This window comes from Novilysobacter antarcticus (genome assembly GCF_019802285.1).
GTDB lineage: Bacteria > Pseudomonadota > Gammaproteobacteria > Xanthomonadales > Xanthomonadaceae > Novilysobacter > Novilysobacter antarcticus.
In genome coordinates, this window is the sequence record NZ_JAIEUJ010000002.1 from 85131 (window position 1) to 96541 (window position 11411).

At 66.1% G+C, this 11411-nt stretch carries 10 protein-coding genes; 8 read left to right on the forward strand and 2 right to left on the reverse strand.

Translation table 11 applies throughout. The features are described 5' to 3' along the window. The first annotated feature begins 13 nt into the window (after positions 1-13). Positions 14-1411 carry a PhoH family protein gene (locus tag KZ491_RS05150; RefSeq protein WP_222564826.1) on the forward strand — a complete coding sequence of 466 codons (1398 nt, stop codon included), beginning with the start codon at positions 14-16 and terminating at the stop codon, positions 1409-1411. On the opposite strand, the gene KZ491_RS05155 is transcribed toward KZ491_RS05150, so the two are convergent. Next, positions 1390-3075, reverse strand: coding sequence for a SulP family inorganic anion transporter (locus KZ491_RS05155; RefSeq protein WP_222564827.1), 1686 nt, complete (start codon positions 3073-3075; stop codon positions 1390-1392). The two genes, KZ491_RS05150 and KZ491_RS05155, sit on opposite strands and share 22 nt — an antisense overlap. Positions 3076-3210: 135 nt before the next feature. Between KZ491_RS05155 and thiD the strand changes: the two genes are divergently transcribed. Together thiD and KZ491_RS05165 are read left to right on the forward strand one after the other, a co-directional pair. Next, positions 3211-4035 carry a bifunctional hydroxymethylpyrimidine kinase/phosphomethylpyrimidine kinase gene (gene thiD, locus KZ491_RS05160; protein WP_222564828.1) on the forward strand — a complete coding sequence of 275 codons (825 nt, stop codon included), beginning with the start codon at positions 3211-3213 and terminating at the stop codon, positions 4033-4035. A 41-nt stretch (positions 4036-4076) separates the two neighbouring features. Then, a complete protein-coding gene (locus KZ491_RS05165; protein ID WP_343225555.1) occupies positions 4077-4904 on the forward strand; it encodes an alpha/beta hydrolase family protein in 828 nt (275 codons plus the stop codon). On the opposite strand, the gene galE is transcribed toward KZ491_RS05165, so the two are convergent. Beyond that, on the reverse strand, positions 4855-6015 hold the full coding sequence (gene galE, locus KZ491_RS05170; protein ID WP_222564829.1) for a UDP-glucose 4-epimerase GalE: 1161 nt from the start codon (positions 6013-6015) through the stop codon (positions 4855-4857). The two genes, KZ491_RS05165 and galE, sit on opposite strands and share 50 nt — an antisense overlap. A 138-nt stretch (positions 6016-6153) precedes the next feature. Between galE and KZ491_RS05175 the strand changes: the two genes are divergently transcribed. The 5 genes from KZ491_RS05175 to KZ491_RS05195 are packed head-to-tail and all read left to right on the forward strand — an operon-like array spanning position 6154 to position 11379. Beyond that, positions 6154-6816: an XrtA/PEP-CTERM system exopolysaccharide export protein gene (locus KZ491_RS05175; RefSeq protein WP_246606580.1), complete on the forward strand. Its 663-nt coding sequence runs from the start codon at positions 6154-6156 to the stop codon at positions 6814-6816. Then, positions 6816-8399 carry an XrtA system polysaccharide chain length determinant gene (locus KZ491_RS05180; RefSeq protein ID WP_222564830.1) on the forward strand — a complete coding sequence of 528 codons (1584 nt, stop codon included), beginning with the start codon at positions 6816-6818 and terminating at the stop codon, positions 8397-8399. The genes KZ491_RS05175 and KZ491_RS05180 overlap by 1 nt, the downstream gene beginning before the upstream one ends. A 37-nt stretch (positions 8400-8436) precedes the next feature. Continuing rightward, positions 8437-9174: a P-loop NTPase family protein gene (locus KZ491_RS05185; RefSeq protein ID WP_222564831.1), complete on the forward strand. Its 738-nt coding sequence runs from the start codon at positions 8437-8439 to the stop codon at positions 9172-9174. Continuing rightward, complete coding sequence (locus KZ491_RS05190; protein ID WP_222564832.1) at positions 9161-10510, forward strand: surface lipoprotein assembly modifier; 1350 nt, start codon at positions 9161-9163, stop codon at positions 10508-10510. The genes KZ491_RS05185 and KZ491_RS05190 overlap by 14 nt, the downstream gene beginning before the upstream one ends. A gap of 44 nt (positions 10511-10554) precedes the next feature. Beyond that, positions 10555-11379, forward strand: coding sequence for an acyltransferase (locus tag KZ491_RS05195; protein ID WP_222564833.1), 825 nt, complete (start codon positions 10555-10557; stop codon positions 11377-11379). Positions 11380-11411: the final 32 nt, after the last annotated feature.

The window sequence follows — 11411 nt, forward strand, 5'->3', positions numbered from 1 at the left end:
TGCGGAGTTTGCGATGACCGGAAGCAAGCGGATCTACGTGCTGGATACCAACGTGCTGATGCACGACCCCACGGCGCTGTACAAGTTCCAGGAGCACGACGTCTACCTCCCGATGCAGGTGATCGAGGAGCTGGACGCCGGCAAGAAGGGCACCACCGACGCCAGCCGCAACGCGCGCCAGGTCAGCCGTTTCCTCAACGAGCTGGTCGAAGCTGCCGGTACCGAGAAGATCGCCACCGGCATCCCGCTGACCCCGCCGGGCGGCCTGCAGTTGCGGGGCCAGACCAGCGCTGGCTGCCTGCGCTTCCAGACCGACAACTTCGATGCCGGCAAGCGCTTTGGCGCGGTGGTTCCCGACAACGCGATCCTCGGCGCTATCCTGGCCCTGCAGGAAGCCGAGCCCGCGGCCAACGTGGTGTTCGTGTCCAAGGACATCAACCTGCGGATCAAGTCGGCGATCGCCGGGATCGTATCGGAGGATTACGAAAACGACCGCGCGCTGGATGATTTCAGCCTGCTCTACACCGGCGCCACCGAGCTGCCGGCAGACTTCTGGCGGCGCCATGGCAAGGACCTGCGCTCATGGACGGATCGCGGCCACACTTACTACGAGGTCAACCGGATCGAGGGCGACAGCTGGTATCCCAACCAGTTCCTGTACCTTCCCGGCGATGACGACACCGAGCTGAGGGTGACCTCGGTCGGCGAGCACAGCGTGATCCTGCGGATCGTCGATGACTACCGCCACGTCCAGCACGCGGTTTGGGGGATCACCGCGCGCAACCGCGAGCAAAACTTCGCCCTGAACGCGCTGATGGACCCGGAGATCGACTTCGTCACCCTGCTGGGCACGGCCGGCACCGGCAAGACGCTGCTCGCGCTGGCCGCGGGACTGGCGCAGACCATGGACCAGCAGCGCTACCGCGAGATCATCATGACCCGCGCCACGGTAAGCGTCGGCGAGGACATCGGCTTCCTGCCCGGTACCGAGGAGGAGAAGATGACGCCGTGGATGGGCGCGCTGACCGACAACCTGGAAGTGCTCACCCACAACCAGTCCGGCGGCAGCTGGGGCCGGGCGGCAACCAACGACCTGCTGGCGAGCCGGATCAAGATCCGCGCCCTGAACTTCATGCGCGGCCGCACGTTTCTGAGCCGCTGGCTGATCCTGGACGAGGCGCAGAACCTGACGCCCAAGCAGATGAAGACGCTGATCACCCGCGCCGGCCCTGGCACCAAGATCATCTGCCTGGGCAACGTCGAGCAGATCGACACGCCCTACCTCACCGAGACCACGTCCGGACTGACCTACGCGGTCGACCGGTTCAAAGACTGGCCGCACAGTGCGCACGTAACGCTGCGCCGCGGCGAGCGCTCACGCCTGGCCGACTACGCCTCCGAGGTGCTCTGAGGCGGGAGCGCTGCGTTGTCGGCGCGCTCGCGCTCCACGTATGCGAGCGCTTCACCCAGATCGGCGAAATAGCTGGCCGGGTCGGCGCGACTGACGATCCCGGCACGGACCAGCTTGCGCAGCACGCGCAGGCTGGCGCCACACAGCAGGATGCGCACGCCCTTTTTCGCCTGCGCCTGGATCGTCGTATCCAGCCGCTTCAGGCCGGTCGCGTCCAGCAACGGCACCCGATCCAGCCGCAGGACGAGGAACTCGGGCGCATCGCGGCTCCAGGACAATGCGCGATCCAGCGACTCCACCGAGCCGAAGAAGAACGGCCCGTTGATCGAATACACCATCACGCCTGACGGCAGCTGCTCGACGCCCAGCCGAGCCAGTTCCGCGCGCAGCGAATGCGGGTCCTGCTCCAGCACCTCGACGGAAGACGACATGCGGCGCACGAACTGGAACATGGCCAGGATCACGCCGATGTTCACCGCCACCACCAGGTCGGTAAAGATGGTCAGTGTGAAGGTGATCAGCAGGATGACCATGTCCGCGCGGGGTGCGCGGCGCACCATGCGCACGAAGCGGCCCGCCTCGCTCATGTTCCAGGCAACGACGAACAGGATCGCCGCCAGCGCCGCCAGCGGCACCTTTCCGGCGTAGGGAGCGATCACCAGCAGCACGAGTACCAGCGTGATGGAGTGGACGATGCCGGCCAGCGGGCTGGTGGCGCCGTTGCGGAAGTTGGTCGCGGTACGGGCCAGCGCCCCGGTCGCGGCGATGCCGCCAAACAGGGGCGAGACGATGTTGGCCACGCCCTGCCCGATCAGTTCCTGGTTGGAGTTGTGCCGTGTGCCGGCCATGCCGTCGGCAACCACTGCCGAGAGCAACGACTCGATCGCCCCCAACATCGCGATGGTGAAGGCGGCCGGCAGCAGCATGGTGATCTGATCGAAGCTCATCTCCGGCCAACGGAAGGAAGGCAATGTGCGCGGTATGGCCCCGTAGGCCGACTCGATGGTTGCAACGCCGGGCAACGTGAACGCCGTTGTCAGTACCGTCGCCGCTATCATCGCCAGCAAAGGCCCGGGCACCTTGGACAGGCCGGGAACGCGTGGCCCCAGAAGCACCAGCGCCAAGCTCCCCAACCCGATAAGCGTGGTGGGCCAATGCAGCTGCGGGAACGACTGCAGCAGGACGAAGGTCTTCTGATAAAACGCCTCACCTTCCGGTGCCGGCAGGCCGAAGAAATACTGCCACTGGCCGACCCAGATGATCACCGCGATACCGGCAGTGAAACCCACGATCACCGGGTCGGAGATGTAGCGGATCACCGATCCCAGCCGTGCCAGACCCATCAGCACCAGGATCACGCCTGCCATCAGCGTCGCCACCAGCAGACCTTCCACGCCGAACTGGGCGACCACGCCGGCGAGGATGACGATGAAGGCGCCGGTCGGACCGGCAATCTGGATACGGGTGCCACCGAAGATCGACACCAGCAGCCCGGCGATGATCGCGGTGTACAACCCCTGCTCGGGCTTGACGCCCGACGCGATCGCGAACGCCATCGCCAACGGCAAGGCAACGATGCCCACGATGACCCCGGCGACGATATTGGGCAGCCATTGGGCGCGCTTGAACAAGCCGGCGCGATAACTCTCGACCAGTGCGATCATGCCGGCGGCATCCAGAAGCAATCGTTTCGAATCAAGACCGCGACTTCCCAAGGATGGAACCCGGGACGAATTCTACGCTACCGGTTTTCGCTCGATGGTATCGTCGCGTGCCCTTCCGCTGCTCTGACCACGCCCATGAATTCCTCCCAGGTTGTCTGCGCCCTGACCATCGCCGGCTCCGACTCCGGTGGCGGTGCAGGCATCCAGGCCGACCTGAAGACGTTCGCGGCCCACCGCGTGCACGGGTTGAGCGCCATCGCGGCGCTCACCGCGCAGCACACCCGCGGGGTGACCGCGGTGCATGTCCCCGACACGGGCTTCCTGCGCGCACAGATCGATGCCTGTTTCGACGACTTCCGGATCGGCGCGGTGAAGCTGGGCATGCTGGCCAGCGCCGAGGTCATCCTCGCCGCTGCCGATGCGCTGGAGCACTATCGACCCGCGCACGTGGTCCTGGACCCGGTAATGGTGGCAACCTCGGGCGCACGCCTGCTAGAACCGGCGGCACTGGCGGCCCTGCGTGAGCGCTTGCTGCCACTTGCCACGCTGCTCACCCCCAACCTGCCCGAGGCGGAGTTGCTGCTCGGGCATCCGGTGACCACCCAAGCTGCGATGCAGGAAGCCTGCCGCAGCCTGCTGGCCGCCGGTGCGCGCGCCGTGCTGCTGAAGGGCGGTCATCTGGAAGACGGTGGCGATGTCATCGACCTGCTGGCCACGTCCGCGGATGCCGCCATCGAGTCGATCCGGCACCCGCGCCTGGACCTTGAAGCGCATGGCACCGGTTGCACCCTGGCCTCGGCCATTGCCGCCAACCTGGCGCTGGGCTCGGATCTCTCGACTGCGTGCCGGGACGCGTCCGATTACGTCCACCGGGCGCTGCTGGGCGGCTACCGTCCAGGCCGCGCCGACATGGTGGTGCTGGACCACTTCGGTGCCGGGGCATCCGGCACGGCGCGCTGATTTTGCCTGCAAGCCGGAGCCCGCACGCAGGCACGTTGCCGGTGCAGCAACTCGAGGCCGTCGCAGCGGACGGTCATCGCTGGGAACTTCAGGCGGTGATCCCCGAGAACCCGACTGCCCGGCTTTTGTGGCTGCCTGCGCTAGGCGTTTCGGCGAGGCATTACCTGCCCTTGGCGCAGGCGCTGGCAGCGCGCGGCGTAGGGGTGTTCCTGCATGAGTGGCGCGGGCACGGCAGCAGCAGCCTCCGCGCCGGACGCGACTGCAACTGGGGCTATCGCGAAATACTGGAACTCGACCTGCCCGGCAGTGAGGCGGTCATGGCAAGCACGCTGGGAGCGGGCATGACACGGATCATGGGCGGCCACAGTCTGGGCGGACAGCTGGCGTGCTGTCGGGTGGCTTTGCATCCCGCCGCCGCGGCGCAGGTCTGGTTGGTTGGCAGTGGAGCGCCTTGGTGGCGGGCGTTCCCCGCGCCGGTGCGTTGGTGGCTGCTGGTCGCCGATCCCCTCCTGCCCTGGCTGGCGCGGATCAATGGCAAGCTGCCGGGTCGACGCATCGGTTTCGGTGGTCGCGAGGCACGCGGGCTGATCGTGGACTGGGCGCGCACCGCAAGGACGGGGCGCTACGCGGCTGAAGGACTGGATGCCGACCTGGAGGACGCACTCGCCTGCGCCTCACCCGCAATCCGTGGAGTGGTGCTGGCCGATGATTGGTACGCGCCGGAAAGCTCGCTGAACTTTCTGCTCGGCAAGATGCCGCAGGCAAACATTTCGGTGACAACGCTGGACGACGCTGACCTGGGCATCGGTGCGGACCACTTCAAATGGATGAAGCAACCGGATGCGGTGGCCCCTGCGTTACTGGGCTGACCTGCAGTACTGGGCACCCTGCCTCCTCCGCAACCGGCGTTGCATCCCCAAGGGTAATACCTGAAGCCAGAACGCCCTCCGCGTGGCTGGCCACTTCAGGCACGGCGTAGCCATGCGGATTCATCCGCTGCCAACGCCACGTGTCCTCGCACATCGCGTCCACGCCCAGCTCGGCCCTCCAGCCCAGCAACTCCAGAGCGAGGCCGGGGTCGGCGTAGACCTCCGCCACGTCCCCCACACGCCGGTCAACGATCCGGTAGGGAACCCGCCGGCCGGACGCGCGCTCGAATGCCTTGACCAGCTCGAGAACGCTGATGCCACGCCCGGTACCCAGATTGATCGTCGCGCTGCGGTCCTCGCGCAGCATGAACTCCAGCGCGTCGGCGTGGGCGCGGGCCAGGTCCATGACGTGGATGTAGTCGCGCACGCCAGTGCCATCGATGGTCGGCCAGTCGCCGCCGTACACGGCCAGCCGCTTGCGCCGACCCACTGCCACCTGCGAGATATAGGGCATCAGGTTGCTCGGCTCACCGCCGGGGTCCTCGCCGATGCGTCCGGACGGATGCGCTCCTACCGGGTTGAAGTAACGCAGGTTGACCGCGCGGAAGTCCGGATCGTGCTGGCAAAGGTCCTCGATCAGCTGCTCCGTTACCAGCTTGCTGCGTCCGTACGGATTGGTCACCCGCAGCGGTGCGTCCTCGCGGACAGGCACCGAGTCGGGGTCGCCGTAAACGGTGGCCGATGAGCTGAACACCAGGCGGCCCACGCCGGCGTCACGCATCGCCTGGAGCAGGTGGATCGTCCCGCAGATGTTGTTGTCGAAATAGGCCAGTGGTCGCGCGCAGGACTCGCCCACCGCCTTGAGCGCGGCGAAGTGGACCACGGCGTCGAAACGCGGGCCGGCGAACAGGCTGCCGACGGCATGGCGATCGCGCAGGTCCACGCGGTGGCACAGCGGCGTTTTGCCGAGGATCTCACCCAGACGTTGCAGCACGATCGGCGAGCTGTTGACAAAACTGTCGGCGATCACGAGCTCGTGGCCGCGTTCGGCGAGTACCGCACAGGTGTGGCTTCCGATGTAGCCGGCGCCGCCGCAGACAAGGATCCGCATCGGGACTTCCTGGAATCAGTGACAGATACCCGGACCAACGCGATTCCCCGCCGATAGCGGCTACGGATGACCGCTTCGCAGCCGCCCGGACGCCCCGTTCCGCGGCCGCCGCAGTGTGATGACCTGCCTGGCGCGTGATTGGCGTTATTGCTGGATAACGGGGACTTTATGGAAATTCACATGAAAATCGTTCGATACGTTGCTTTCCTGCTGCTGGTCGCCGTCGTCTCTGCCTGCGCCTCGGGGAGGGGCACCCTCGACCCGCCGCCGGAACGCACCCAGGCCGCCGTCGACGACTACCTGATCGGCGTCGATGACATCGTCCAGGTCACGGTCTGGCGCAACCCCGAGCTCGGCGTGACCGCACCGGTTCGCCCGGACGGCAAGATCTCCGTTCCGCTGGTCGGGGACGTGGTCGCCGGGGGGCGCACCTCGGCTGCGGTGGCAGCGGACATTCAGGAAAAACTCGCCGACTTTGTACGGACTCCGCAGGTAGCAGTGATCCTGACCGAGTTGCGCAGCCACGAATATCTTTCCCGCGTGCGGGTCACCGGAGCGGTCCGCCAGCCAGTCTCGATCCCGTACCGGCAGGGCATGACCGTGCTGGACGCGGTGCTGGCCGCGGGCGGCACCACCGAATTTGCCGCTGCCGACCGCGCCGACCTGTACCGGAAGAACGGTGACGACTCCAGTTCGGCGCACGCGGTGAATCTGGACCGCATCCTCAATCACGGCGATCTATCGACCAACTACCGGGTGGCACCGGGCGACATCATCACCGTTCCGGAACGTACCTTCTGATGGCCACTCACGCACTCCCCGGTCCTGGTGGCCCATCGGTCCCGGGCAAGCCCCGCGACCTGACCCCCCAGGAACTGATACCGGTCCTGCTCAGGGAGGCGCGCAAACGCCTGGTGCCCCTGGTCTCGATCTTCGCCGCGGTCGCCCTGCTGACACTGTTGGTCGGAGTGTTCGTCATCCCGCGGAACTACTCGGCTTCGGTGACCATCCTGGCCAAGGACAGCGACATCATCCAGCCACTGCTGGAAGGTCGCGCCGTGTCCACGGGAGTGGCCGACCGCGCCGGCATGGCGCGCCAGATCCTCTTCAGCCGCAAGATCCTCGAGCAGATCCTCGCCATCGGCAACTGGAAAGAGGCCAACCCCAATCCTGTGGAACAGGAGCGCCTGATGGAGGAGATCCGCAAGCGCACCCTGATCGACAGCCCGCGACCGGACCTGGTGCAGATCACCTACCAGGACCGCGACCCGCAGCGGGCGTTCGACGTGACGGAGGCGTTCGGCTCGATGCTCATCACCGAGGCACTGGCCACCAAGGCACGCGAGAGCCGCGACGCCTACGAGTTCATCGACAGCCAAGTCAGTGCGTACCACGCCAAACTCACCGGCGCGGAGAACAACCTGCAGCAATACCGGTCCGAGAACGTCGACGCGCAACCCGGCAGTGCGACCGACGTGAACGCGCGGATCGTCTCGCTGCGCAACCAGGTCGAACAGACCCGCATGACCATGCAGGAGCAGCAGTCGCTGGGCGCGTCGCTGAGCTCCCAGCTGTCGGGGGAATCCGCGGTGTCGCGCGCGCAGACGCGCGAGAACCTGCTGAGCAGCCAGTACATGGAACTGCAGGCCGAGCGTGACCGGCTGATGCTGAGCTTCACCGAGCAGCATCCCGACGTGGTTCGGGTGACTCTGCAGATGCAGGACATCCAGCAGAATCTGGCACGCGCGCAGACGCGGGTCGATCCGCCGCTGCCGGGTATCGAGTCTGCCGAAGCCCAGGCCAATCCGCTCTACCGCGAGCTGCGCAGCCAGTTGGCGCTGGCCCGCCGTGAGGGCGCCGCGGCGGGTTCACGACTCAGCGCAGCGCAATCAATGTTGGCGGAAGAGCTGGACCGCAGCCGGCGCATCGCTGCCTCCGAGGGTGCGCTGGCGGAGCTGACCCGCGATTACGAGGTCAACCGGGAGATCTACCAGGATCTGCTGCGGCGGCGCGAGAACGCGCGGGTATCGATGGGCCTGGACGAGGCCAACCGCGGGCTGACCCTGAAGATCCAGGACCCCGCGATCATGCCCTTGCGGCCCTCGGGGATGCGCCTGATGCACATCGCCGCAGCGGGGCTGCTGCTGGCGATCGTGCTGCCGATGGCGCTGGTCTTCCTGTTGGCACGCTTTGATCCTCGGATCCGGTCGGCACGCCTGATCGAGGCACAGAGCCGCTTCCCCCTTCTGACCACCATTCCCGCGTATGCGACACCCCGGGAGCGTCGTCATGAGCTCTACGGAAAGCTGGGCAGCGTGACCATGATCCTGATCGTGGTGCTCGCCTACGTCGCCACCTACGCCTTGAAGATGTCCCACGCATGAGACCGCGATGAATCTTATCGACACTCCGGAACCGCCCGTGAAACGAACCCAGGAGCTTGCTTCCCCCTCCCACGGCGACGACGCGGAGTCGCGTTCGCTGCACCGAGTCCGCGAGGTGGCGCCGCTGAGCCCGCGGGCGCTGGAAGACCGCAGGCTGATCCATCGCCAGGACTCGGCACGGGTCCAGGCGGACGCCTTCCGCGACCTGCGCACACGCCTGCTGACCCTCGGGGGCAAGCAGAACTTCGTCACCCTGGTGGTGCCGGTCGGCCACGGCTGTGGGGGCAGTTTCGTAGCGCGCAACCTTGCGCTCGCCTTTGCGTTCGACGAGATCAAGACCGCGCTGCTGGTGGATTGCGACGCCCTCCATCCCAGCCAGCACACCGTCATGGGCGTCAACCCCGTCAACGGCGGGCTGATGGATTACCTGCGCGACAGCAGCAACGGGCTGCAGCAGATCCAGTACCCGACCGGCATCCCGCGCATGCACCTGATTCCGAACGGGGGAAGGCATGAGATCTCCGGCGAGTACTTCACCTCCCCGCGCGCCCGGACGATGATCGACTCGCTGCGCGGAAGCAATCCGGATCGCTACATCATCCTGGACGGGCCGTCGGTGCTGAACTCGCCCGATGCACGGATCCTCTCGGAGCTTGCCGACCTGGTGGTCCTGGTGGCCGGATACGGCAAGGTGACCATGAAGAACATCGAGGAGGCGGCGGCGAACTTCGACCCCGCAAAACTCGCTGGAATCGTCTTCAATGACCTGCCCTGACGACTCCTTGCTGGCCGACAGGACGGGCCCGGGCAACCGTGTCCGCAGCAAGGCGTGCATCCCGGCAATCACGACGGCCCTGCTGGCCGCGATGTCCGGCAACACCGACGCGGCCCGGGTCGACTACGCAATTGACACCGGCGTCGAACACGACGACAACGTGCGAGTGGAGGCGGTCAACCCGGCCTCCGAACTGACCTGGCGCACCGGCCTTGGCTTTCTTGCCACCGAATCCAACTCGACCATCCAGGCAAGCGTCAACGGCCGCGTCGATTACCGGGCATTCACTGACAACGCCTACGACAACACCTTGGAAGGCGTGCTCGACGGCCGACTGAATTGGGTGGTGTTGCCCGATCGCTTGAGCTTCACCCTCGACGAGCGTCTCCAACTGGAGGCTATTGACCGCTTCGCGGCCGATTCGCCGGACAACCGCCAGCAGATCAACGTCGTGTCGCTGGGTCCGAACCTGTTCTTCAATGTCGGTCAGACCATGCGCGGCCAGATCGAAGCCCGCTACATCGATACCCATGCCGAAGTCACTCCCCAGTTCAACTCACAGCGCCTCGGCGTGGCGCTGCGGGCGATCAAGGATCTCGGCCCGTCCAGTGCACTCTCCATCAACGCGCAAACGCAGGATGTCAACTTCGACGACGATCTGCTTTCCCTGGACTACAAGCGCAACGATCTGTACGCCCGCTATGAACGCACCTTCCCCAACTTCGATTTCGGCGTTGATGTCGGCTACTCGCACCTGAACTATCGCGATGCCGACGATCGCTCCAATCCGCTGGTCCGCGCGCAACTGGCGTGGCGGCCGAGCCACCGCAGCCGTCTCACTCTGTTTGCTGCCAACCAGTTCGCCGATGCCGCCTACACCGCCATCAGCGACGTTGGCACCACGTCCATCCCGGAACGGGTGTTGATCGACGGCCGGACCATCACCGCCGCAATCTATGAGGAGAAGCGGGTCGCTTTGGGCTACGACTACCGCGGAGAACGGGCAACGTTCGCGGTTGCGCCGTACGCGCAGAAAATCGACTACCCCGACCCGCTCAACGACGACGAGGACAACCGCGGCGTGACGATCGGATTCGACTACCGCCTGCGTCCGACCCTGATGCTCACCTCCTATCTGAATTTCGAACGGGTCCAGTACCAGCAGAGCGATCGCACCGACGACACACGCCACCTGAGCCTTGGGCTGGACAAGCAGTGGTCACGGCACTGGAGCACGGGGCTGAGCTATTACCGCTACGAGCGCACCAGCGATCTGGCCACCGCCGAAGCCAAGCAGAACGTCTGGTACCTGAGCATCACCTACCGCAACCGGTAGACGCGATCGCCACTGGCCCAGACCCACCACCAGGATCGAACACGATGGAAACGTTTGCCTCGCTTCGCCATTGGGCGCGCAACTCTCCGCACCCCACGGCGGCGACCTTGCGCGACCTGCGCCAGCGCGGTCGTCGTTTCACCCTGCCCGCTCCGCGCGCGGTATTGCTGCCGTACCTGTGGTTGTTTCTTGCACTACGCTCGATCGTGTTCTTCGTGCGCCGGGTACTGATCGCCGAACCCCTGTTCAAGGCGTATTGCACGCGCGTCGGCAAGGGCGTCACCACGGGCATATTCGTGCCCTGGGTGCATGGCAGCGGAGAGCTGTTGGTGGGCGACCATGTCCATGTCAGCGGCAAGTTGAGCATCCACTTTGCCGCCAGCTTCGTGGAGCGACCGCGGCTGGTGATCGGAGACCACACGGACCTGTCGCACGATGTCATGTTCGTCGTCGGCCGCGAAATCCGGCTCGGCTCCCATGTGCAGGTTGCCGGTGGAGTCTCCTTCCGCGACTCCGGTGGCCACCCGGTCGATCCGGGGCAGCGTCAGGCCGGAGCGGCCCCCGACCTGGCCGACGTCAAACCCGTGGTGGTCCACGACAACGTGTGGATCGGCACCGGCGTGCTGGTGATGCCCGGTACCGAGATCGGTGAAGGCAGCATCGTGTCCGCGCACGCGGTCGTGTCCGGCGTGATCCATCCCTACACGGTGGTCGCCGGCAATCCAGCGCGGCGAATCGGGATGCTGACGCCACCGCCGGGCCGGGAGCACCTGGTGCCCGCGCCACCGGCCGCCAGGGCAACCGCCACAAGCGCAGCGGCCGCCGCCACTACGGCGCCCGGCTGTCCGTCATCCGCGCAATCGACGTAACAGGCACGTCATCGTCGGAGCCCGGCACTGCG

Bases quoted from the DNA above. Each gene is read 5' to 3' on its own strand.
- KZ491_RS05150 (WP_222564826.1), top strand. From the start codon at position 14: ATGACCGGAAGCAAGCGGATCTACGTGCTGGATACCAACGTGCTGATG.
- KZ491_RS05155 (WP_222564827.1), bottom strand. From the start codon at position 3,075: ATGATCGCACTGGTCGAGAGTTATCGCGCCGGCTTGTTCAAGCGCGCC.
- thiD (WP_222564828.1), top strand. From the start codon at position 3,211: ATGAATTCCTCCCAGGTTGTCTGCGCCCTGACCATCGCCGGCTCCGAC.
- galE (WP_222564829.1), bottom strand. From the start codon at position 6,015: ATGCGGATCCTTGTCTGCGGCGGCGCCGGCTACATCGGAAGCCACACC.
- KZ491_RS05180 (WP_222564830.1), top strand. From the start codon at position 6,816: ATGGCCACTCACGCACTCCCCGGTCCTGGTGGCCCATCGGTCCCGGGC.
- KZ491_RS05190 (WP_222564832.1), top strand. From the start codon at position 9,161: ATGACCTGCCCTGACGACTCCTTGCTGGCCGACAGGACGGGCCCGGGC.
- KZ491_RS05195 (WP_222564833.1), top strand. From the start codon at position 10,555: ATGGAAACGTTTGCCTCGCTTCGCCATTGGGCGCGCAACTCTCCGCAC.